Annotated in this window: 4 protein-coding genes (1 of these 4 only partly in view); all 4 read left to right on the top strand. The window is 38.8% G+C overall.

The genetic code is table 11. The features are described 5' to 3' along the window. Positions 1 to 9 precede the first annotated feature (9 nt). Tightly spaced (each overlapping or abutting the next), the 4 genes in view from UABHE_RS23710 to UABHE_RS23695 form a layout consistent with a single transcriptional unit that may run on beyond the window. On the top strand, positions 10 to 264 hold the full coding sequence (locus tag UABHE_RS23710; RefSeq protein ID WP_372365776.1) for an acyl carrier protein: 255 nt from the start codon (positions 10 to 12) through the stop codon (positions 262 to 264). Next, positions 261 to 11,030: an SDR family NAD(P)-dependent oxidoreductase gene (locus UABHE_RS23705; RefSeq protein ID WP_372365775.1), complete on the top strand. Its 10,770-nt coding sequence runs from the start codon at positions 261 to 263 to the stop codon at positions 11,028 to 11,030. Before UABHE_RS23710 ends, UABHE_RS23705 begins: the two co-directional genes overlap by 4 nt. Continuing rightward, the gene (locus UABHE_RS23700; RefSeq protein WP_372365774.1) at positions 11,020 to 17,430 is read left to right on the top strand and encodes an SDR family NAD(P)-dependent oxidoreductase; all 6,411 of its coding nucleotides are present in this window, start codon (positions 11,020 to 11,022) and stop codon (positions 17,428 to 17,430) included. Before UABHE_RS23705 ends, UABHE_RS23700 begins: the two co-directional genes overlap by 11 nt. Further along, a protein-coding gene (locus UABHE_RS23695; protein WP_372365772.1) for an SDR family NAD(P)-dependent oxidoreductase crosses the window boundary here: on the top strand, positions 17,420 to 26,966 show its 5' portion. Its footprint extends 9,143 nt past the window's final position; the window shows 9,547 of its 18,690 coding nt (coding positions 1-9,547); the start codon lies at positions 17,420 to 17,422; the stop codon falls past the right edge of the window. The genes UABHE_RS23700 and UABHE_RS23695 overlap by 11 nt, the downstream gene beginning before the upstream one ends.

The raw sequence follows: 26,966 nt of genomic DNA, 5'->3' as shown, positions 1-26,966 counted from the left end.
GGACTATTCATGGATACAGAGAGATACAGTAGAGATGACATTGAAGAGTGGTTGGTAAAAAAAGTGGCAGAGCTTACGCAAACACCAGAAGAAGAAATAGATGCAGAAGAACCTTTTGCTGATTATGGAATGAGTTCGATGGATGCTGTCAACTTATCTGGTGAACTAGAAGAGTGGTTAGGTATTAGGCTTTCTCCTACGCTAGTTTTTGATTACCCCACTATTGACCAAATGGCGCAATATCTGTCTGAGGAAAAGCAGTGACTACACATAACGAAGAAAACCACGTCGCCATCATTGGGATGGCTTGCCGTTTTCCTAAATCAAATAATATAAGAGAGTTTTGGCATCTTTTGAAAAATAAAAAAGATGCTATTTCTGAAATTCCCAAGGAGCGTTGGGATGTTGATGCACTATACGATTCTACACCAGGTAAGAGTGGTAAAATGTATACGCGTTGGGGAGGATTTGTTGATGATATAGATTTATTTGATGCTAAATTTTTCAAAATAGCTCCGCGAGAAGCAATTCATATTGATCCACAACAGCGGCTACTGTTAGAGGTGACATGGAATGCTTTTGAAGATGCGGGTATTGCTGCTCATAGTAGGCAATATCGCAACACGGGAGTATTCGTAGGGATTTCAGGTTGGGACTATGGACGTTTACAAATACAAAATCTTGACTACATTAACCATTATATGGGAGTAGGAAGTGCTCTTTGTATAGCGGCAAATCGCATTTCGTATACTTTTGACTTACAAGGGCCGAGTATTGCTATTGATACAGCTTGTTCTTCTTCTCTTGTATCTGTGCACATGGCTTGTGAAAGTTTAAGAAGTAAAGCTTGTGATATGGCGGTAGCTGGCGGAGTTAATCTTATTATTTCTCCGGAACCAACTATTAATTTTTGCCAAGCAAAAGCATTGGCAAGAGATGGCCGCTGTAAAACTTTTGATGCTAAAGCAGATGGTTATACTCGTTCCGAGGGAGCAGGAATTGTTATTTTAAAACCATTAGCACAAGCGGTCGCTGACAATGACAAAATATACGCTGTTATTAGAGGAAGTGCTATTAACAACGATGGCTTAACCAATGGAATAATGGCTCCAAATGGTTTGTCACAAGAGAAAGTGATTGTTGCTGCACATAAAAATGCAGGTGTTTCTCCGCAAGATATTCAATACATCGAAGCTCATGGTACAGGCACACTTCTCGGAGATCCAATAGAAATACAAGCTTTAAATAAGGTATTAAATAAATCGCGCAGTGACAAATGTCGTATTGGTTCTGTTAAAAGCAATATTGGACATTTAGAGTCAGCTGCTGGAGTAGCAGGACTTATTAAAACAGCATTGACTATACACCACAAAGAATTGACCCCCAATCTTCATTTCAATGAGCCAAATAAATATATTGAGTGGGATAAAATATGTTTGAAGGTGCAGACAGAGTTAGAGCCTTGGAAAAATAACGATAAATTTGTAGGAATTAGCTCATTTTCTTTTGGTGGAACAAATGTTCACGCAGTATTACAAAATCATAGGCCGATATCCGTTGACGAAAAATCACCTCGAAAAAATCACATTCTGCGTTTAGCTGCGCATAGTCAAGAAGCGCTGGAACAGATGATGGAAGATTACTGCGTTGCTTTGTATTCGCAATCGAACGAATCATTAGGAAATATATGTTTTTCTGCAAACGTTGGTCGTGGACATTTTCCACATCGTTTGGTTGTCGTAGGCGACACGCTTGTCGATATTTGCGAACAGTTGACAGAGGGAATTGAAGAACAAATCACCAAAAAATGTAAGCGCAAAAAACCTAAAATTGTGTGGTTATTTACTGGACAAGGTTCGCAGTACAAAAATATGGCGCGCCACTTATACGAAACAGAGCCTTCTTTTAAAAAAGATCTTGAATATTGCGCGGAGAAATTACAAACGGAAATAAATCTTCTTGATGTTCTCTACTCGGAAGCTGACAGTGAGTTACTCAACCAAACACAATATACACAGCCAGCCATTTTTGCCATCGAATATGCTCTTGCTCAATTATGGTTATCTTGGGGAATAAAACCAGACTATGTAATGGGACATAGCGTTGGTGAGTATGTTGCTGCTTGTATTGCCGGCGTTTTACAAATCGATGATGCCTTGCGTTTGATAGAAGCTCGTGGACGATTAATGCAATCACTACCATCGGGAGGTGGAATGCTTGCGGTTTTTTCCGACGAAAAAACGGTTGTCGATTTAGCAAAAGATTACAAATTAGATGTGGCAGCGATAAATGCAGAACAACAAGTAGTAATGGCGGGCTTACTTTCTGATATCGATGAATGCATGACTGTATTTGAACAAAACAATATACATTGCAAGAAACTAAACGTTTCGCATGCTTTTCATTCTTATTTGATGGAGCCAATTGCTGAAGAATTTCAAAAACTTTTTGCTCATATTACTTTAGAAAATCCCAAAATAAGTTTTATCTCTAACTTAACAGGGAAAGTAGAAAAGCATCTTGTCACATCATCAGATTACTGGGTGAGACACTTACGTGAGCCTGTGAGATTTTTTGATGGGATAAAGGTGTTAGAAGGTGAAAAAAATAAAATCTTCATGGAGATAGGACCGCAGCCTTCTTTGATAAGTCTTGCAAAGCGTTGCGTAAGTTCTTCAAATACATATTTCTTTGGCTCTTTACGTAAAGAAAATGAACATGAAATTCTTACTACTACTGCTCATCTTTATGTCAATGGCTTTGATATTCACTGGAATAAACTATATCGAGCAGAACAATATAGTTGGGTGGATTTACCACTCTATCCTTTTCAGCGCGAGCGCTTTTGGGTAGATGAAGAAAAAATACGCGAAAAAAACACTAGCTACAGCAGTGTAAACTTATCTCAGCTTTTATACGAAACGCAGTGGGAACATTACGAAAATAGTTATAGTCGCAGTGATGCAAAAATAACAGATTCTAATATAGTTATATTTGCTCACGACATCGAATATGCAAAAGCCGTAGCGCAGGCTATGAGAAATGAAATTACTATCGTAGTAAAAGGTAAATCCTATAAAAAGATAGAAGACAATGTCTACAGTGTACAAGAAAATTCAGTAGAGGATATTGAGCTATTATTACGTGATGTGGCTCATCAAAGACAATATACAGTTGTTTATCTCTGGCCTCTAGATTTTCTGCGCGAAGACCACCCTGCTACATCTTATTATAAACATAGCCGTAGTTTTTTGAGTTTGTTACAAGCATTACAAAAATTTAGAAATTTGCCACAAAAACTTTGGTTAGTAACGCGAGGAGCAAAGTTTGTCGAAGAAAATGTCGAGGTTTTTCCTGGGCAAACGGCGATTTGGGCGATGGCACAAGTTGCCTCGTTAGAAAACCCCAAATTGCAAATTTCGATGATGGATATGGACACAGCCGTAGATCAAAAGGAAACACAACTGCTTAGTGCAGAAATTTTAAATAGTGATGGTGAAAAACATATTGCCATTCGCAATGATGAACGCTACGTGGCTAGACTCACAAAATTTAATAACGATAAGCAAAATGATACAACAATTCAATCATCTGCAAGTTATTTAATTAGTGGTGGTCTTGGTGGGTTGGGCTTGAAAATTGCCAAGTGGATGGTCAAAAAAGGAGCAGGGCATATTTTTCTAGCAGGTCGCAGTGTTGCCAATGATGAAGCATTACAAGAACTACAAAGTGAAAGTACTTGTGTTTCATACATCAGAGGTGATATAGCAAATACAGAAGATTGTGCCAGAATTTTTGAAATTATACGTAAAAATAACTTACCGTTAAAAGGCATTTTCCACGCTGCTGGGGTTTTAGAGGATAATTTCATTGCGAATCAAACTTGGGAAAGTTTTGAACGCGTATCTAAAGCAAAAGTTGAAGGAACTTGGAATCTGCACGAACAAACAAAAGATGCAGATATGGAGTTTTTTGTTTTGTTCTCTTCTATTTCTTCTCTTATGGGTTCACTTGGGCAGTTAAACTATGCTGCTGCAAATTCTTTTCTGGATGCGGTAGCAGATTATCGTACAGCAAGATCCTTGCCGGCCCTCAGTATTCATTGGGGACCATGGTCAGAGATTGGTATGGCAGCTGATTTAGAAAAGCAACACTCTCAAACAGCTCCAGAGCTGAAGTATTTATTGCCTGAAGCAGGAATTCAAATTTTAGATACAGTAAAATCGGTCTGCGGGAGTATTAGTGCATTTGAAATTGAGTGGGAAAACCTGAGTAATCGTTTTCGAGAAGTAAATGGACGCTTCTTAGCTAAACTACTTCCCGATTTTGATCTTACTGAGTCACACGCTAAAGAAAATGATTTAATTAAGACTATACGCGAAACTCCGCGAAAACAAAGAGAAAATGTGCTTGTTGAGTATATGCGTGTAGAAATAGCGAAAATAATGGGGCTAAAAAGCAAAGAAAGTATTACCGCAGACCAGGGCCTTTTCGAGATGGGCATGGATTCCTTAATGGCTGTAGAACTCCAAAACAAGTTAGAAACTACTTTTGGACAATCTTTTTCGTCAACTCTTGCATTTGATTACTCAACGGTGGTGGATATCGCAGGGTATATTATTGGCGAATGCTTTACTGAGGATATTAAAGAAGAAATAAACGTCATAGAGGTCCATAAAAATGACAGTAGTAATGAACCTATAGCTGTTATTGGATTAGGGTGCCGTTTTCCTGGTAGCGATACTCCTGAAAAGTTTTGGGATATTCTTTCTAGCTCTCAGGAAGTGCGTCGCGAAGTTCCTACTGATCGTTGGAATGTAAATGATTACTATGATGAATCACCGCAAGCTTCTGATAAAATGTATACGCGTCATGGAGGTTTCCTAAACAAAATAGATATGTTTGATCCTGAGTTTTTTGGAATAGCTCCTCGTGAAGCAATTACTATGGATCCCCAACAGCGTTTACTGTTAGAAGTAACCTGGGAAGCTTTGGAGAAAGCGGGGTATTCGCCGAAAGATTTAGCAAATACAACTACGGGAATTTATGTCGGAATTGGTAATAGTGATTACTTTCAACAAATTATGAATATTGTGGAAATAGATCCTTATGTAGGAACAGGATTGGCATTTTGTGTTGCAGCAGGCCGTATTTCTTATGTTTTGGGTCTACAGGGGCCTAGTATTGCAATCGATACTGCTTGCTCGTCTTCATTGGTAACACTACATCTTGCCTGCCAAAGTTTGCGTTTACGTGAAAGTGACATGGCGGTCGCAGGTGGAGTTAATCTTATGATTGCTCCGTATACTAGTATATATTTATCCAAAGTAAAAGCTCTTTCTCCTGATGGACGTTGTAAAACTTTTGATGATGCCGCGAATGGTTATATGCGCGGTGAAGGTTGCGGAATGGTCGTTTTAAAAAGACTTTCTGATGCTGAACGCGATAAAGATAATATTATGGCGGTAATACGTGGATCAGCAGTGAATCACGATGGACCAAGTAGCGGTTTAACTGTACCTAATGGTATCGCGCAACAGAATTTAATTAAGCAAGCTCTTGAAAGTGGAAAAATCAATGCCAATGAGATTAGCTATGTTGAAGCACATGGAACGGGAACTCCTCTAGGAGATCCTATCGAAATCAAGGCTTTGGCAAATGTTTTAGGTAAAGATCGTTCTCCTGAAGACCTTATTGCTGTTGGCTCTGTAAAAACTAATATTGGTCATTTGGAAAACGCTGCTGGTATAGCGGGCTTTATTAAAGTTGTTTTGTCTTTGCAGCACAAAAAGATTCCAGCACATTTACATTTTTCTGAACCGAACAAGCGCATTCCGTGGGAATCAATTCCCATTCATATTCCAACGCAACTTAGCCCATGGCCAAAGAAGAATATGGTGGCGGCAATAAGTTCTTTTGGTTTAAGTGGTACTAATGCCCATGTCATTCTTTCTAATCCTGAAAAAACAGAAGAAGTAATAAATAATTTTGAACGCCCCTTACATATTTTTTGTGTTTCTGGCAAAACTGCATATAGCCTGCAAAGTTTAATAGAAAAATATATCGATTATCTACAGAATAACGATGCCAAAATAGAAGATTTATGTTTTACAACAAACGCTGGTCGTTCTCACTTCGAGAAACGTATTGCTGTGGTTGGAGATACTACGCAGCAAATTTTGCAAAAGCTAGAAATAGAAGCACAAAAAATATCCGAAGATAATTCTTACGCACAAAAAAAGAAAATAGCTTTTCTTTTCACTGGACAAGGTTCTCAGTACAGTAGTATGGCTAAAACGTTATATGAGACTTGTCCTAAATTTAGAGAAGTTTTAGATACTTGTAGCAATATACTGAAAGATTTGCTTCCTGAAAATCTTCTCGACGTGTTATTTGAAGAAGATTTTCAAACTCTTCTTGATCAGACATTATATACCCAGCCAGCCTTGTTTAGTATTGAGTATTCTCTTGCAAAACTATGGGAGTCTTGGGGAATTCGTCCAGATGCGGTTATGGGGCATAGTATAGGAGAATATGTTGCGGCTTGTATTGCCGGAGTATTTTCTTTGGAGGATGGTTTGAATCTAGTTGTTCATCGTGCACGACTTATGCAAAATTTACCTCAAACTGGAGCAATGGTTGTTGTTCGAGCTGATCGCGATGAGATTTGGGATGAGTTGAAAGAAAAACTAGATTATATTGATATTGCTGCGATCAATGGTCCGAAAAACTTAGTTTTATCTGGTGATAAAAAAGTCTTAAATGAAATTGTTGCTGTTCTCGACACCAAAGAAATTAAGTCGCAATATCTCGTCGTTTCTCATGCTTTTCATTCACCACTTATGGAACCAATGCTAGATGCATTTCGAGAATACGCAAATGCTATAGAATACCGATCCCCAGAAATCACTATTGTTTCTAATCTAACAGGAAAAGAAGCTAAAATTGACGAGATGACAAGTGCTGATTATTGGTGTGATCACATTCGCAGTGCTGTACAATTTCTTGACTCTATACAAACGTTAGATTCTTTGGGATTAGAAGTTTTTCTTGAAGTCGGGCCTTCAGCAACCTTACTGGCGATGGGACGTGGGTGTATACCTAATCACAAAGGTCTGTGGTTGCCATCACTTCGCAAGGGAAAAAATGACTGGCATCAAGTTCTTTCTAGTATAAAAGATTTGTATGTAAACGGTGTAGACATTGACTGGAAAGGTTTCGATAGTGGTTATGGTCGTCGAAGGTTAGCCCTTCCTACATATTCTTTTGATCGCAAGCGTTATTGGATTGATCAAAAAAATAGCTCTCACGTTATGCAAAATGTAGTTTTTGAAGCAACGCTTAACTTGAACACGCAACCAATGATCAAGGATCATCAACTGTATGGATTGATTGTTTATCCCGGTGCTGCTTATTTAGAAGATGTTATGGCGGCGGCAATAAAAGTCTTTGGCCATGGTCTTCATGAACTTTACGATGTTGCGATTTACGAACCTCTTATTATGGAAAGCGATAAGGTTTATTATACCCAAATTATTATTTCAAAACTTAGTTCCCAAGAAGCGAGCTTTGTATTTTGCAGTGTTGAAGATCGTCGTGATATAGACTCTGTTCGCCAACATGTTTCAGGAAAAATCAAAATTGTTTCTGAGGTTAGCCAAAGAGTAGATACTACTGATATTGCAACTATACAAGCGCGCTGCCTAGATTCAATTTCAGGAGAAAAATGTTACGATCAGTTGCACCAGCAAGGTCTACAATATGGACCTAACTTTCAAAGTATTAAAGAATTATTCTACAATGAAAAAGAAGTTTTTGCACAATTGAGTTTACCTGATAATTTATTATCGCAAACGCAAAACTACTGTATACACCCTTCCTTACTAGATGGTGGATTCCAAAGTTTTTCTGCTTGTCTCATTGGGAAAGAGATCAATGAAAATGATATTTATGTGCCTCTTGGTCTTGAACGTTTCATTATGTATTCATATGGAGTGAGTAGTTTATGGTGCCACGCTTTGCCTAAAAACTTTACAGAAAATGCCGATACATTTTCTGGGGATATTAAGTTTTATAACGAAGAAGGGCAATGTGTAGGTGAGATTATCAATTTTCAATTTCGTCGTACCAATCGCGAAATATTACAAAAAAGTCGCGCGAAGATACAACAATATTTGTATGGACTGAATTGGCAAAAAGTTAGTGAATCTCCAAGTGAAGAGGTTTTTCAAAATAATTTAGTCATTACAAACAACGCTTTATGGGGACAAAACCTTATTAATGAAGGACAAAATAATAAGTTAATTGTTCTAGGCGAAGGAGATCTAGAGGATAGTTACTATACGAACTCTATTTGTATTAGTGACGAGTTATTATGGGACGTTGTCAGTAGTTATCGTTCTTTTGTTTATTTTTATGATACACAAAATGCTCTCGAAGAAAAAAACTACAACAATTTACTATCATTACTACAGTTACTAGAGAGTAAAGAGGTTATTAATAGTTGTGAGCTTACTTTGGTAAGCAAAGGAGCGCATAATGTCAATATGGAAGACGCTTATGTAGAGTCGCTGGCGCATTCTTCTGTTATTGGAATGGCTAAAGTAATTTCATTAGAATATCCAAAACTCAGGTGCCGCTGTATTGACATGGACCATGAACAAATTTCGGTGCAAGCAAACTTCGTTGCAAAAGAAATTAGCGGTGGTCGCGATGAAAGTAGTGTAGCTTTGCGAAATGGAGTTGTGTACTCTCCGCGTTTGCAGCCGTATAGTAAGCTAACAGTGAAGAAACAACGTTTAGCATTGCCTCCTTCAGAGTCATACAAATTAAATATTGAAGAACGTGGTGTTTTACAAAATCTCGAATTCATTGAAGCTAATCGCATAGAGCCAGAAGAGGAGTTTGTTGAAATTGAAGTGTCTTCTACAGGTCTTAATTTTCGAGATGTGATGAATGTTTTAGGTATGTATCCTGGCGATCCTGGTCTTTTAGGAGCTGAGTGTTCAGGAACTGTTGTTCGCGTTGGAAGGAATGTAACGCGTTTTGTTGAGGGCGATGAGGTCTTAGCCATAGCAGCAGGCAGTTTTAGTAAATTTGTCAATGCACATCAATCGTTAATAGCTAAAAAACCAAAGCATATTACTTTTGCAGGAGCAGCGACAATTCCAATTACTTTTCTGACGGTATACTACGGTTTTTATCATTTAACGAAAATTCAAAAGGGAGATCGCGTTCTTATTCACTCTGCTGCAGGGGGTGTTGGTTTAGCTGCCGTTCAGATTGCACTTCGTGCAGGAGCTGAAATTTTTGCGACCGCGGGAAGCGATCAAAAAAGGGAACATTTACGTTCTTTAGGTGTTCACCACATTATGAATTCGCGCTCTATGGATTTTGCACAACAAATACGCAAAATTATAGATGAAGATGGTAAGGGCATTAACATTGTTCTCAACTCCCTTGCTGGAGAGTATATACCTCGTAGTATGGAATTGATGGCCAAAGATGCGACGTTTCTTGAAATAGGCAAAGTTGAAATTTGGTCGCAACAACAAGTAACCGACTTTCGATCTGATATTAACTATATTGCTTTTGATTTGGGAGATGTTTGTCGCGACGAACCTCTTTTCTTGCAAAATATGTTCGACGAAGTGATGGAGCTTTTTGAAAAAGAAGAATTGCGCCCTCTACATCATAAAATTTTTGCGTACCAAGAAGCTGTACTTGCTTTTCGCTATATGGCACAAGCTAAACATATGGGTAAAATTGTTCTATCGCAAGATTACAATCCTATTCGTCATGATGGTACTTATTTGGTGACTGGTGGTCTTGGTGCTTTAGGATTTGAAATTGTTAAAACAATGGTTTATGAAGGCGCGCGAAATTTCATTTTATTAGGACGATCAGCGCCACGCCCTGAAATTTCACAAGAAATACAAATACTAGAAGAACAAGGAGTTTGTTTTACTATAGTTGAGGTCGATGTTTCTAATGAAGTTTTACTCAATAAAGCTATTGAAGAAACAACACCACAGTTACCACCACTCTGTGGAATAGTACATGCTGCAGGTGTTCTTGATGACGGTGTTATTGGTCAACAAACAGCCGAAAGATTTAGCAAAGTTATGGCTCCAAAAGTACTAGGTGCGTGGAATTTGCATAACGCAACACAACATATACCACTTGACTTTTTTGTGATGTTTTCATCTTTGGCTTCACTTGTTGGTTCTCCTGGGCAAGTAAGTTATGCGGCAGCAAATGCTTTTCTCGATCATTTAGCTTATTATCGTTCGCAGCGTAATCAACCGAGTTTAAGTATTAACTGGGGCCCGTGGGCTGAAATTGGTATGGCAGCAAGCAGTAAACAAAATAGTGAATTATGGGGACTTGAGGCGTTGAAACCAGAACATGGTAGCAAAATTTTCCTTGAGTTACTACGTTCTATCGAGTCGCAAGTTGCGGTTTTACCTGTAAATTGGTCGAAATTTTTACCTTTATTTGCCAAGACACCGTCTTTGCTACATTCTGTCGAAGAGAAATTAAACAAGAAGTCTTCCGAACAAAAAGCATCGAAAAAACAAACGTCGTCTATTGTACAACAATTGCAAGGTTTGCCTAAAAAACGTGCGCGCGAAGTTCTAATCACTTATATAAAAGAAGAGGCAGTTCAAATACTCGGTTTAGATGCCTCTTTTTCTTTAAATATACACCAACCAATACAAGAACTTGGTTTAGATTCTCTAATGGCACTTGAATTAAAAAATACACTATCTACAAGTATTGGAAAGGATTTGCCTGTGACACTGTTGTTTGATTATCCAACAATATCAGCTATAGTGGATTACCTTGGTAAAGAAGTTCTTCTTTGGGATGAAAAACAACAAATCAAAGAAGAAAAACCTTCAGAGAAAGAGCAGCAGCAAGAACAGCAAGAAGATTTAGGAGATATAACTCAAGACGAACTTGACAAACTCATTGAGCAAGAACTGAGTGAAATAAATAATTTAATCGAGGATGAAGATGATGAGTAATGGCAAAGATCAACAATTAGTCGCTTCGAAAAAAATGTTACTCGCTTTAAAAAAACTCAAGGAGCGCGTAAAAGAATTAGAAGGTGAAAAAAACGAACCAATTGCCATTATTGGTATGAGTTGTCGTTTCCCGGGTAGTAATAATTGCCAAGAATATTGGGATGTCTTACAACATGGAGTTGACGCAATTAGTGTTGTTCCGAAAGAGCGTTGGGATATTGATAGTTATTATGACTCTGACCCAGATGTTCCGGGGAAAATGTATACAAAATACGGTGGATTTGTTGAAAATGTAGACAGTTTTGATGCACAATTTTTTGGTATTTCTCCACGCGAAGCTGTGAGTATGGATCCACAACACCGTTTATTCTTACAAGTAAGTTGGGAAGCTTTAGAAGATGCGCGGCAAATCTCTCCGCAATTGCGTAAAAGTCGTACAGGAGTATTTGTCGGTGCAAGTACCAATGATTATTCTCATTATTTTTTCGGAGGCCATGATTCCGATACTATAGATGCTTATTTTGGTACAGGAAATTCGCATAGCGCTATTCCCGGAAGACTTTCTTATCTACTTGGTCTTCAAGGACCTAGCTTTGCTGTTGACACCGCTTGTTCATCTTCGTTAGTAGCACTGCATTTAGCTTGCCAAAGTTTACGTAACAAAGAGTGTGAGTTAGCGCTAGTTGGTGGAGTAAATCTAACGTTGGTTCCCTTTACCACAATTAATTTTTGCAAAGCGCGTATGATGGCTCCTGATGGACGTTGTAAGACATTTGACGCTAGTGCCGATGGTTACGTACGCGGTGAAGGTTGCGGAGCAATTGTGCTTAAGCGTTTGTCTTCTGCAATCAAAGATCGCGATCGTGTTTTGGCAGTTATTCAAGGCTCAGCTGTAAACCAAGATGGAGCTAGCGGAGGTCTTACTGCTCCAAACGGTCCATCCCAAGAATCAGTTATTGTTGAGGCTTTAAACAATGCTGGATTACAACCGCAAGATATTGATTATGTCGAAGCTCATGGAACAGGGACTTCGTTAGGTGACCCTATAGAAGTGCAAGCATTGTCAAATGCCTTACGTAGCCAAGGTGGTGAGCCACTGATTATTGGTTCGGCAAAAACGAATATTGGCCATTTAGAAGCTGCCGCAGGAATTGCAGGGGTTATCAAGGTTGTTCTTAGTTTGCAGAATGAAAAAATCCCCCAACATTTGCATTTTAAAAATCCATCTCCGTATATTTCGTGGAATGATATTTCTGTTGAAGTGGCCAAAGAAGCTACAGAATGGAAAAGACAGGAAAAACCGCGTTTTGCTGGTGTAAGTTCCTTTGCTTTTATTGGAACAAATGCGCACATAATTATTGGCGAAGCTCCACAAATAGAAACAAAAAACAACGATATCGATCGCAGTATGCATGTACTTAGTTTATCTGCAAAAGCAGAAGAAAATCTCAATACTTTTGTTACTAAGATATGCGAAGATTTACAGCACTCTTCAGCAACTATAAGTGACTATTGTTATAGCGCAAATACTGGCAAAGGGCATTTTGCTCATCGCTTGGCCGTTACTGGAAATACACGTGAAGAGCTTTGTTCTAAATTGACAAAGTTCATCAACAAGGAGCCAGTACAGGTATCAGGAAAAGTTTCTCTTCAGGAAAACAAAGTAGCCTTCTTGTTTACGGGACAAGGGTCACAGTACCCAGATATGGGTAAAGAATTGTACGAAACATCTCCTAGTTTTCGCGATAGTATGAAAAAATGTGATTCTATTCTACAGCAAGAAATTGGTGAATCGATTATTGAAATTCTTTACTCTAAGGATCCAGAAAAACAAAAACTCATCCATCAAACCCAGTATACTCAACCAGGTTTATTTTGCGTTGAATATTCTCTGGCACAAATGTGGATTTCTTGGGGTGTCGAACCGCAAATTGTACTAGGACATAGTGTAGGAGAATACACAGCCGCTTGTATTGCTAATGTTTTTGATTTACAGAGCGGTTTAAAGCTTATCGCTAAACGCGCTAAATTGATGGGCTCTCTACCAGATAATGGTGGTATGATTTCTATTTTTGCCAATGAAGAATCGGTTAAAAATTTTATCGAACCGTTTGCTGTAGATATTGCTACGATTAATGGTCCTAAAAGTACGGTCATTTCAGGTGATAAACAAGAGCTAGAGCTTGTACAAGCCGCTCTTGATAAAGATAATATTCGTTATCAAGTTTTGCAAGTTTCTCATGCTTTTCATTCGCGTCTTATGGAACCTATTCTTGATGAATTTGCAACTATCGCCGCAAACATTAGTTACTCTCTTCCTGAAATTGCAATTGTTTGTAATTTAACAGGAGAAATTGCAGAGGAAGAAACAATTTCGAATGCTGGTTACTGGACGAAACACATTCGCGAAGCTGTACGTTTTGCCGAGGGAATGAAGACATTAGAGGAACAGCGCTGCAATGTTTTTGTTGAAATAGGACCAAACCCTATTTTAATGAGTATGGGAAGAGCGTGTGTTAGTAGTAAAAATAATTTATGGCTTCCTTCTCTACGCCGTAATAAAAATGACTGGCAACAAATTGCTGATAGTGTCTCTCAGATATATGTTCGCGGAGTTGAAATTGATTGGTTTGGGTTTGACAAAGACTATGTTCGCTACACCACAAATTTACCAACATATCCATTTAGCTATAAAAAATATTGGGTACAACAACCGCAACGAATAACGCAATTACAAGGAGCAATTCATCCACTACTACAAAGTAAATTTACTTCTCCTGCAACACCAGATACAATTTTTCAATCATTTATGGGAACTTCTTTGTGGCCAGAAGTCGAAGATCACAAAGTTTACGGTTGGAAAGTTTTACCAGGTGCGGCTTATATTGAAATGATTTGCGCTGCACAAAAAAATATAGGGATGGTTGTAGCTGTAAAAGATTTACAAATTTTAGAGCCTCTTATTCTTGAAGAAGAGCGTTTATTACAAATAGTAGTATCATTACAAAACGAATCGTTTGAAATTTACAGTAGTGATAATGAAAAACAGTGGCAACTTCATGCCGTAGCAAAATGCGGAGAAGATACTAAGGAAATTGCTAAAGCCGATCTACAAACACTACGCGATAGATGTCATGAGCCTGTATCTGAAGAAGAATTTTATTCTTATTTAGAAAAACTTGGTTTTGATTACGGGCCATCTTTTCGACTTTTAAAAAATTTGGCACACAATGGCGCAGGTGAAGCGATTGCTTATGTTGTTGTTGACGAAAGTATAAATAAGAAATTTTGCTTGAACCCTTGTGCTTTAGATGCTTGTTTTCAAGCATTTTCTTTAGCGCTGCTCGCAGAAGATCAGTCGCCAACAAATGTTTATATTCCTGTAGCAGTAGAAAACTATCGAATTTTTAGTGATGATATCAAGGATTTTTGGGCGCATATAAAACTTCGCGATGGTTCTGGCGGTGATACATACACTGGCGATATTGAGTTGATTGCTACAAATGGCGCGCTAGTTGCCGTGATTGAAGGATTTACCATAAAAGCTGTTTCACAACAGATGTTAGAGAAGCATCTTGATCAGAACACTGCTGAAAGTTTATTTCGAATTGAGTGGCATAAACGTGATTTAGCTACACTTACGAAAAATAATGAGGCGCAGCTCGTTATTTTTGCCCACAATGAAAAACAATTAGAAAATTTTGCCACCGATGATTGCTACAGTGTGCTTCTCAAAGAAGAAAACACTTGTGTTGGTAATCGAATTTCTTGCCGTTCGCAAGAAGATATAGATACGATATGGCCACATCTAAACAAGGAACAAAAACCACTACATTTAATTTACATGTGGCATGACGAACAAAAAAACGTTTATGAAAATAGTACAATGTTACTCAAGTTAATACAAAGTCTTGCGCGACAAGAAACCTCTCAGAAATACTCGTTAACTTTAATAACAGAAAAAAGCCAACAAGTAGTGGACAATGAAGATATATGTTTACACTCTTCTTACATTTGGGGACTTGGTAAAGTTATTAGCCAAGAATATCCACATTTTAATTGCCAGATGTTGGATGTTGATCGAATTATCCTTTCGCAAATCATAGCATGTAGTTCATTGAAAAATGAAAAACAAGTAGCGATAAGAGATGGTGTTCCTTATGTTGCTCGTCTTGCAACTATCGATGGTGAACAGGAGGCGTTAGCAATACCTCAAAGTCAATCTTACCGTTTAACTATTGAGCAAAAAGGAAGTATTGATAATTTAAGTTATAAGACTATAAATAATAAAGTTTTAGAAGAACAAGAAATAGAAATTGAGGTATGCGCAACCGGGCTTAACTTTCGAGATATTATGAATGTTTTGGGTCTATATCCTGGGGATGCGGGAGAGTTAGGGGGCGAATGTTGTGGACGTGTTGTAAATGTTGGTAGCAAAGTCGAAGGCCTAGAAGTAGGAGACGAGGTACTTGGAATCGCGGCTGGTAGTTTTGCTAATCGCACTTACACTTACCGTCATCTTGTTGCTAAAAAACCAACTAACATGACATACAACGAAGCCGCAACTATACCAATTACTTTTCTCACAGCGTACTACGGCTTATGTAAACTTGCTTCTCTGCGCGAAGGGCAAAAAGTCTTGATCCATTCTGCAGCCGGCGGTGTTGGTTTAGCAGCAGTACAAATCGCACAGCTTTACAAAGCCGAAATTTTTGCGACAGCAGGAAATGAAGAAAAGCGCTCTTTTCTAAAGTCTCTGGGTGTTGAACATGTCATGGATTCTCGCTCTTTGAAATTCGCAGAGCAAATGCATGGACAAAGTATGGATATTGTACTAAACGCTCTTGCAGGAGAATATGTAGAAAAAAGTATGCGGCTATTAAAAAAGGATGGTTATTTCTTAGAAATAGGAAAAACAGACATTTGGAATAACGAACAAGTGACGTCTGTGTCACCAGAGTTGAATTACTACGCTTTTGACCTTGCAGAAATTTGTGAGAAAAAACCGCAATTAATACAACAAATGTTACAAGAAATTATGGTGATGTTTAGCGAAGAAAAATTACGTCCACTACCATTAAAATTGTTTGCACGAGAGCACGTTGTTGGTGCGTTTCGTTATATGGCCCAAGCAAAACATATAGGTAAAGTTGTTGTTAGTAATAAATCACAGAAAAACGTGGTAAGTGACGCTTCTTATATGATCAGTGGGGGGCTTGGAGCTTTAGGGCTTGAGTTCGCTAATCTTCTCGCAGTAAGCGGGGCCAAACATCTTGTTCTTATTTCGCGACGCGAAGATATTTCAAATGTCCTTGTACACTTAGATAAAATAGAGCAAAGTGGTGTTGAAGTTACTGTGATACGCGCTGATGTTGCTGACAAAGAAATGCTCTTTAGTGCTTGGGAAAAAATAGCACAAAAAATTCCACCTCTACGAGGTATTATACACGCAGCTGGTATTCTCGACGATAATTTACTCGTTCAGCAAAATAGCGAAACCTTTGCAAAAGTTTTACAACCTAAAGTTGATGGCGCATGGAATTTACACTTACTTAGCAAAGATACACCTCTTGATTTTTTTGTTAACTTCTCATCTTTAGCATCGGCAATGGGTTCTGTAGGACAAGGGAATTACGCTGTCGCAAATGCTTTTTTAGACAGCCTGGCTTTTTTTCGCAAACAGCAAGGATTAGCGGCAACGACTATCAATTGGGGACCATGGTCAGAAATTGGTATGGCGGCTGATCTCAGTAAACGAGGGCAAGATGCGTGGTCGACAATGGGCATAAACGCGATTTCTCCACAACAAGGTCGACAAATGTACAAAACAATTCAACATTTAAAACAAACGCAAGTAATTGCTATGCCTGTTGATTGGCAGAAATTTGCAAAAACATTTAGTGAGGAACCTTTTTTCGAAAATGTTATTTCGTTAGCAAAAGCCAAAATTGGACATCGCGAAAAGCAAGAAAGTAAATTACTAAAGGAACTCGAACAAACAGCAATAGGACAACGTTATGATATTTTAAGTAACTACATTATAAATAAAGCTGAGAGCATCTTAGGTCTTAGTTCTCTGGATACAACGCAACCACTACAGGAAATGGGTCTAGATTCGCTAATGGCAATAGAGCTCAAAAATACTTTAGAAATGAGCGTTGGAAAAACTCTTCCGGCTACTATGTTATTTAATTATCCAACAATTGATGCTATTGTTTCGTACATTGCACATGATATTTTAGATATCGAATTCGCAGAGGAACGACAGCAAGTTGAACAAGTGTCGCAAAAACCGGAACATGTGGAACAAGTGGAACAGATGTCTGAAGACGAAGCGATGGATTTACTAACTCAAAAACTCAGTGAGTTCAACAACGAGGAAGATGACGATGACGAGTGAAAAGAAAGCTGAAGCACCGCTATCTCCTATCAAAAAAGCGTTGATCGCTTTAGAAGAAATGCAGGGAGAATTAAAACGCGTTAAAAATGCACAGCGCGAACCTATTGCCGTAATTGGGCTTAGCTGTCGATTACCTGGAGGAAATAACTCTCCACAACAATTATGGAATTCGCTTATTAGTGAACAAGATGCTATTAGTGAAGTTCCTAAAAGCAGATGGGATATCGATGAGTACTTTGACGAAGATCCCGATGCGCCAGGTAAGATGTACACGCGTTTTGGTGGTTTTATGTCAGATATTTCTAGTTTTGATGCTGAATTTTTTGGCATTGCTCCACGAGAAGCAATGCATATGGACCCGCAACAACGCCTACTGTTGCAAGTCACTTGGGAAGCCTTAGAGTCAGCTTATTGCGATATGAATACTCTCTCTGGGAGTAACACAGGCGTCTTTATTGGGATTTCAAGCAATGAATATGCGCAATCATGTTTACATCCAGAACAACCACAGCGAGTAAATGCTTACCTTGGTACAGGAAATGCCCTTAGCGCGGCTGCTGGAAGACTCTCGTATACATTAGGCTTACAAGGACCGAGTATCTCTGTTGATACAGCATGCTCCTCCTCTTTAGTATCCTTACACCTCGCGTGCCAAAGTTTGCGTAATAATGAATGTAGTATGGCTGTTGCTGGTGGTGTGAATGTTATGCTTTCTCCGCTTACAACAATCACGTTTTCTAAAGCACGAATGATGGCCGCTGATGGTCGATGCAAGACTTTTGACGCTAAAGCAAATGGTTATGTGCGTGGTGAAGGTTGTGGGGCTATTATACTAAAGAAATATTCGCAGGCCGTAAATGACGGTGATAAAATTTTGGCGGTAATCAAAGGTTCTGCTATTAACCAAGATGGGCGTAGTGGAGGTTTTACCGCTCCTAATGGTCTCTCTCAAGAACAGGTAATCAAAAAAGCTTTACGTACAGCAAAAGTAAAGCCACATATGGTTCAATATGTTGAAGCACATGGTACAGGAACATCATTGGGAGATCCTATAGAAGTACACGCACTGGCAAATGTACTACAAAAGGGACGGAAAGTAGATAATCCATTTCTAATGGGTTCTATAAAGACAAATATTGGTCACCTAGAGGCTGCAGCGGGTATCGCTGGCGTTATTAAAGTGATTTTGGCTTTGCACAATGAAACATTGCCTGCCAGTTTACATTTTAAAGAACCAAATCCTTACATCACTTGGGACGCAGTTCCAGGAAAAGTCATCACAAAAAATACTCCGTGGAAATATGGAGAACAAGAGCGCATTGCTGGAGTGAGCTCTTTTGGTTTTACTGGAACCAATGCTCACATTGTCATTGGCGAAGCGCCACGACAAAAGCCCTCTTTTCAACAACAAACTCAGGGTACACAATTATTGAGTGTTTCAGCAAAAAATGTACACTCTCTAGAAAGTAATATCCGACAATTTCGAGAAGTTTGCGCACAACAAACGGATCTCGCAAGTTTGTGTTACTATAACAATACGCGCCGTGTGCAACTTGGTTATCGCATTTTTGCTACTGGAACAACTAATGAAGAGTTATGTAATAGCTTAGATAAATCATTACAAAAACTACCCAAAGCACCAGCGAAGCACAAAGATAGTGTTTGGTTGTTTACAGGCCAAGGTTCACAATATTTTTCGATGGGAAAAGATCTTTACGAAAACAATCATGTATTTCGCAAACACTTTGATACTTGTCTGCAAATTTTAGAAGGTCTTCTTGATAAGTCCCTTAAAGAAATTTTGTGGGAAAGTGATGACAATGATATTCATGAAACCAAGTACACTCAACCAGCGCTTTTTGCTATAGAGTATTCTCTTGCGAAAACGTTACTTGAAGAAGGAATAAGACCTAAAGCGCTACTTGGGCACAGTGTTGGTGAATATGTTGCCGCATGTATTGCTGGCGTTTTTTCTGTTGAAGATGGTCTAAAGCTTATAGTTAAGCGTGCACAACTTATGCACAGCCTACCACAAAATGGCGCGATGTTCGTTGCTTTTACCGATAAAGGAATCGTTGAAGATATTATTAAACATCACCAGGATAGCGTTGCCATTGCTGCGTACAATGGCCCAAAAAATATAGTGATCTCTGGTGAAAAGAATAGTATTGCACAAATAAAAAAACAATTCGCACTACAGGATATTCGCGTTGAGCCTTTAACTGTCTCGCATGCATTTCACTCGCCACTTATGGAACCGATGCTAGAAGATTTTGCAACAGCATTTAAAGATATAGAACTCAAACTACCTAATATTAATTTAATTTCCAATTTGACGGCAAAACCAGCAGGTAAAGAGATACTATCAGCAGATTACTGGTGTCAGCATATTCGTAACGCAGTTTGTTTTTCGGAGTCTATTGCTTATCTTGTTGAAAACAAGCACAAATTATTCGTAGAACTAGGTCCAGCACCTGTGTTGTGTGGGATGGCACGTCGTTGTATAAGCCAGCGCGATATTGAGTTTATACCAACTCTGCGCAAAGGTCGCGAAGATATTGGTGAGTGGTTAGGGGCTCTTGGGAAACTATATACTTTAGGTATTGATTTTAAATGGAATACTTTGTATCCGCATGACAATTATCCTAAAGTGGATTTACCAACGTATCCTTTTCACCTTCAAAAATACTGGGTAGATAATCCAGTATACCAAAAAAAACACATTCATTATCGAAGCGGTGGGCATCCATTTCTACAACAACAAATTTATACAGCAAGTGGCCAGATCATTTTTGAATCATTTATTAGTAGTAAAGAGTTTCCGTACCTTAAAGATCACAAAGTTTTTGATATGATCGTTTTCCCCGCAACAGGCTATTTAGAAATTGCCTGTGCCGCTGCAAAACAGCTTTTTGGTGATGCTATTATCGGCATTAGCGATTTTTCAATATACGAACCACTTATTCTTGGCAATGATGGAATCACATTGCAGGTAGTGGTTACCCCTCAAAACGAGGAAAACGCTACTTTTGAAATTGTGAGTTCCACCGCGGATGAGTTCATATATAAAGCTTGGAAAACACATGCTACTGGAAAAATCAGTAGCGAAGATACGGCAATAGAGGTAGAAAAAACAGATGTAGAAGGCCCTCTTGTCGATAGTAATCAGTATTACACAGAGTTAAAAAAAATAGGCTTAAGTTATGGCAAAAATTTCCAAACAATTCGCCATATTCAAACAAGTCTCGATCATGTTTTCTCTAAAATAGCTGTTAGTGAAAGTGATGACTACTATTTGCATCCTGCAGCGCTAGACGGCTGTTTACAAACTTTAGCAGCTTTGCTCCAAGAAGGGCAAGATGTTTATATTCCTATTGCTGTACAAAAACTAACATTATTAGGAAAAATCAGCGAAGAAATTCACTGCGATTTATTTTTACATAAAACAGAGCAACGCGAAGTGGTAAGTGCCGATGTAACTTTGTGGGATACAAATGATAATCTTATTGCTGTTTTACAAAAAGTACAATTTAAACGCAGTAAACGTGGAGCACTGCGTGGTAGTGATTTACAAGTACTTGATTCTCTTTATACAAGTGATTGGGCCGTTTATTCACCAAGCACTTCATCGCAAGTTGATCACAATTGGCTAGTTTTTGGCGAAATTGACCTAGGAGTAGCGCAAAAAGATATCGTTATTTTTGGCGAAAATTGTTGTTGTAAAAACGGAAAATATTATATACGAGAAAACAACAATGAAGATCTCGAATGGTTGTGGAAACAAATTGTTCAAGATGGTAAGTCATTCCATATTGTTTATGATGCCACATCCACAAATATGGACGATTTACAAAACCAAACTCTTAGTATATTAAGTATCATACAAACAGCTAAAGAACACAAAGCGATTGCAAAATTATCAATAATAACAGCAAACGCACAACAAGTAGAAATCAACGACCAATTAAATCTTGTGGGTGCTCCTTTGTGGGGAATGATGAAAACGCTGTCTGTTGAATTGCCAGAACTTGGTACGAGTTGTATTGATATCGCAAATGAGCAACAAAATATTATTCCTATACTGCAAGACAATAGCGAAGAACGGCAATTTGCTATCCGCGGTGACAAATTCTATGTCGCACGGCTAAATAAATACGAAAAAACATACCGCGACTACCTAACTATTCCACAAAGTGAAGCATACCAACTTGATATTCTCAATAAAGGGGTTATCGAAAATCTAGAACTTGTGCCACAACAACGAAAAGTTGTACAAGAAGGAGAAGTCGAAGTAGAAGTGTTTGCTTCTGGGCTCAATTTTCGCGATGTCATGAATGCCTTAGGCTTATATCCTGGTGATGCTGGAGCAATGGGGTCTGAGTTTGCAGGAACAATTGTGAGTGTGCACGAGAATATAAAAGACATAAAAATTGGTGACCACGTTTTTGGGATTGCCGCAGGTAGCTTTAATCGCTATGTAATCGCCAATAGGTCGTTGATCGCTTGTAAACCGGAAGATCTAAGTTTTACACAAGCAGCAACTGTTCCTGTGACTTTTCTAACGGCTTACTATGGTCTAAAAAATTTAGCTAACGCAAAAACAAAACAAAAGATACTTATTCATTCAGCTGCAGGAGGAGTTGGACAAGCTGCAGTGCAACTCGCAAAAAGTTTTGGTTTGCAAATCTTTGCCACCGCAGGAAGTGAGAAAAAACGCAATTTGTTATTGTCGCAAGGAGTTGACTATGTTTTTAATTCGCGCTCTTTAGAGTTTGCATCGCAAATTCGCGATATAGTAAAAACAGATGGAATTGACATTGTTCTCAATTCGCTTGCTGGTGAATATATTCCAAAAAGCATGAATTTGTTGCGTAAAGATGGGCATTTTGTAGAGATAGGTAAAGTAGAAGTATGGAGTGAAGAACAAGTAAAAATTTATCGCGATGATGTGATCTATAATGCTTTTGATCTTGCCGAAATTTGTAGCGCACAACCCCAAACCGTACAACAAATGTTTCGCGATATTCTACAACTATTTGTAGAGAAAAATATCAAAACTTTACCGCACAAATCTTTTGATCTACGCGAAGCAAAAACTGCTTTTCGTTATATGGCGCAAGCGCAGCATATTGGCAAAGTAGTGCTTACCCAAAAACCAACGTGGAACATAAGCAGTGAAGGCAGTTATGTCATTAGTGGAGGTTTTGGGGGACTAGGAATTAAAGCTGCGGAGTGGTTAATTTCTAAGGGAGCGACCAATATCGCGTTACTTGGAACAAGTGCAATTGATAATGCACGGCGTAAAAAAGTAGCTCACCTCACTTCACAAGCAAACATTACACTACATCAAGTCGATGTAACTCACTATGAAAATTTGTCTGCAGCACTCAAGACATTACCTCTTCCTATCAAAGGAGTTATTCATGCTGCCGGCGTTCTAAAAGATGCGCTATTTTTACAGCAAACTTCACAGAATTTTCGTGAGGTAATGGACGTCAAAATAAAAGGTGCGTGGAATCTACACCAAGCAACATTAAAAGAACCTATTGACTTTTTTGCAATGTACTCTTCTGTGGCTTCATTGATTGGGTCACCTGGGCAAACAAACTATGCCGCCGCCAATGCTTTTCTCGATGCGTTAGCTTATAAACGCTATACTTTGGGATTACCAGCGACGAGTATTAATTGGGGGCCGTGGGCAGAAATAGGAATGGCGGCGCGTACCGCTGATAAACGCAAAGGTTCGTTTGGCATCAAAGATTTAAAGCCTGACACAGCAATCGCTATTTTTGAGAATCTCATTTCTCAACCACATCCGCAAGTAGCAGCAATGAATGTATCTTGGCAACAAATTGTCAAATCTCAGGGACGAATATCTCCTTTCTTGCAAAACGTAACGCGTGGTCTTGGTCACAAAAAGAAATCAAGCTCTTCGCAGTTAACTAGCGATTTAGAAAAAATACCGCTTACCGAAAGACGCAATTACTTATTGCAATTTGTGAGTAGCCAAGTAAGTAATATTATGGGAGTTGATTCTGAATCAATTCAATTACAACAACCTCTACAGGAACTGGGTTTAGATTCATTGATGGCGGTGGAGTTAAAAAATGCTGTAGAACAGGAATTACAACAAGACTTACCAACAACACTACTTTTTGACTATCCAAATGTCGAAGCAATTGTCGATTATTTAATCAATGATGTTTTTGCTTGGGAAGAACAAGTAATTAAAGAAATCTCGACCACAAAAATTTCAGCAAATGACGAAAAAATTGCTGTTATCGGTTTGAGTTGCCGTTTTCCAGGAGCAGGTGACAGCGAAAGTTTCTGGAATATGCTGGTTGAAGGTGTTGATGCCGTAAGTGAAGTTCCACAAAGCCGGTGGGATTTAGATGAATACTATGATCCTGACCCTGATGCACCAGGAAAAATGTACACCAAACACGGCGGATTCGTCGATAATGTAGATTTGTTTGATGCAGGATTTTTTGGTATTGCCCCGCGAGAAGCTGCGAGTATGGACCCCCAGCAACGTTTATTTCTAGAAGTGAGTTGGGAAGCTCTTGAAAAAGCAGGAGAAATGAAACCACAGCTGCGCAACAGTCGTACTGGTGTATTTGTTGGGGTTTCTACACGTGACTATGCTGATCTTTTCACGCGTTCAAATGATCCAAGTAAAATACACGCTTATCTAGGAACAGGAAACGCATTTAGCGCTATATCAGGCCGCCTATCTTATTTACTTGGTTTACAAGGTCCGAGCATGTCGATAGATACAGCATGCTCTTCTTCTCTTGTGGCAACACATTTAGCTTGTCAGAGCTTGCGCAGCGGTGAATCAAACCTCACCGTAGTTGGTGGAGTAAATTTAATTTTATCACCAAGCACAACAATCAATTTTTGTAAAGCGCGAATGATGGCAGCAGATGGACGCTGCAAAACTTTTGATGCTAAAGCCAATGGTTATGTTCGCGGAGAAGGTTGCGGAGTTGTTATCTTAAAACGCCTTAGTGATGCTATTGAAGACAAAAATAATATTCTAGCTGTAATTCATGGTAGCGCTGTAAATCAAGATGGTCCAAGCGGTGGCTTAACAGCTCCAAACGGTCCAGCACAAGAAAAAGTAATACGTGAAGCTTTACATATGGCAAATCTTCGTGCAAAAGATATTCAATATATAGAAGCGCATGGTACCGGAACATCTTTAGGTGATCCTATTGAAATGCAAGCTTTGGGCAAAGTACTTTCTACTGAACGCGAAGAACCTTTTTGTGTTGGTTCATTAAAAACTAATATTGGACATTTAGAAGCTGCTGCAGGTATTGCTGGGTTGATAAAAACGGTTTTAGCTATACACCATCAAAAAATTCCAGCGCATTTGCATTTTAAGGAACCAAGTCCATATATTCCGTGGAAAGACATTCCAGCGGAAATTGTTCGCGAGTTACGTGAATGGCCACAACCGCAAAAACGTATCGCTGGTATCAGTTCTTTTGGATTTACTGGAACCAATTCCCATGTAATTGTCGGACATGCGGATACAAATGTGCAGCAAGTAGATTCACCACAATCTCTAGAGCTTTTCACGATGTCAGCTCATAGTGAACTAGGTTTAAAAGCGCTCGCTAAAAAATGGAGTACACAACTGCCGGAAGGTAGTTTGAGTGAAATTTGTTATACGGCGAACACTCGACGTATGCCTTTTATACATCGTTTAGCTTGTTGGGTAGAAAGCAAAGCTGAGCTTCAACAATATTTAAATGACTATGTATTGGGAAAAAGAAATCTCAATATTAGTTATGACAAGGCACCTAAGAATATTGATAAAACCGCATGGTTGTTTACAGGCCAAGGATCACAGTACTCTGGTATGGGAAAAGAGCTATATGATACAGAGCCTATTTTCCGGGAAGTATTAAACTATTGTGATGAAATTTTTCGCGAACAAACTTCTGAATCATTGCGCGAAATTATATTTGCGGATAACGAGGCTATCCACGAAACCAAATATACCCAACCAGCGCTTTTTACTATTGAATATGCGCTTGCCAAAGTTTGGATTTCGCGAGGAATACAACCACAAGCGGTTATGGGACATAGTATTGGAGAATTTGCTGCCATTTGCATCGCTGGAGTTATGTCTCTAGAAGATACCCTGAAACTGGTTATTGCTCGTGGTAAATTAATGAGTGCTCTACCTCAAAATGGCTCAATGGTGGTTATTTTTAGCGACGCGCAAAGTGTTAATATTCAACTTGCAAAATACAACAATGTTACAATTGCCGCCAAAAATGGCCCGCAAAATACGGTAATTTCTGGCGATAAACAAGAAGTCGCCGAACTCAGTAGTTATTTTACACAACAAGATGTACGCGTTGAGCCACTTACTGTTTCCCACGCATTTCATTCACCACTGATGCAACCAATGATCACTGAATTTCGAAAAATTGCCGAACAATTGACTTATCATTCTCCACAAATAGCAGTTGTTGCTAATGTTACTGCACGCTTTGCTGATGAAAATACGTATAGCGCTGCGTATTGGTGTGAGCATATTTTAAATGCAGTGTGCTTTAACGATAGTATTCAAATGCTTTACAAACAAGGATATAATGCCTTTGTTGAAATTGGGCCTGCACCAGTACTTCTTGGTATGGCACGACGCTGTTTTCCAAGTAAAGCCAAGGTTCATTTATTACCTTCTTTGCGTAAAGGTAAATCAGAACGCCAACAACTACATAAAAGTATATGCGATCTTTTTACCAAGGGTTATGACTTTCCATGGGAAAAAATCTATAAAAGCAAACATCGTATTTGTTCTTTGCCTACATATCCTTTTCAAAGAAAGCGCTACTGGTTAGAACTACCAAATAGTAGTTCTAGTAGTGGAGTGGCTGGCATTGGTCATCCGTTTTGGCAGCAGCAACTCTACAGTGTATCAGGGCAACAATTGATTGAAGGTGAAATTCATTTAGATAAGCAAAAATATCTTGCCGGGCACAAAGTTTTTGATCGCGAAGTTTTTCCAGCAGCAGGCTTTATTGAATTGGTGATGAAAGCAGCAAAAATAGTATTTAATGAACAACAACACCACATAAATGAGCTTGTTGTTGGAGAACCACTGATACTAGCGGATAAACATATTGTGCAAATTGCTTTAAGTGCAACAGCCAATGACTACGATTTTGAAATTTTTAGTCGCGTAGAAGAAGATTGGCAACAACACGCTTTTGGAAAAATTGCAATTGGCAAAGATAGTGCAGATGATATTGTACAGGTACAAGATCATACCCAAATAAATTGCAATGATTACTATGCGGGGCTTGAAAAATTAGGTTTACAATACAGTGGCATGTTCCGAGGAATAAAGGATTTGCGTGTAAACGCTGATCAACAAGTTATTGCCGATATTGATGTCGAAAAATCACATACTTACGAATTACATCCAGCTTTACTCGACAGTTGTTTGCAAACTATCGCTGCAAGTTTATACAGTGGAGAAAACAAGGACAATGTATATGTACCAGTGCGCTTTA

Origin of the sequence: Candidatus Uabimicrobium helgolandensis, from assembly GCF_041508025.1 — a bacterium.
Taxonomy (GTDB): Bacteria; Planctomycetota; Uabimicrobiia; order Uabimicrobiales; family Uabimicrobiaceae; genus Uabimicrobium; species Uabimicrobium helgolandensis.
Note: the sequence above shows the minus strand (reverse complement) of the source record. Positions and strands in the feature narration are given on the sequence as shown.

Excerpts from the sequence above, each read along its gene's own strand:
- UABHE_RS23700 (WP_372365774.1), top strand. The coding sequence starts at position 11,020 with ATGATGAGTAATGGCAAAGATCAACAATTAGTCGCTTCGAAAAAAATG.
- UABHE_RS23710 (WP_372365776.1), top strand. The coding sequence starts at position 10 with ATGGATACAGAGAGATACAGTAGAGATGACATTGAAGAGTGGTTGGTA.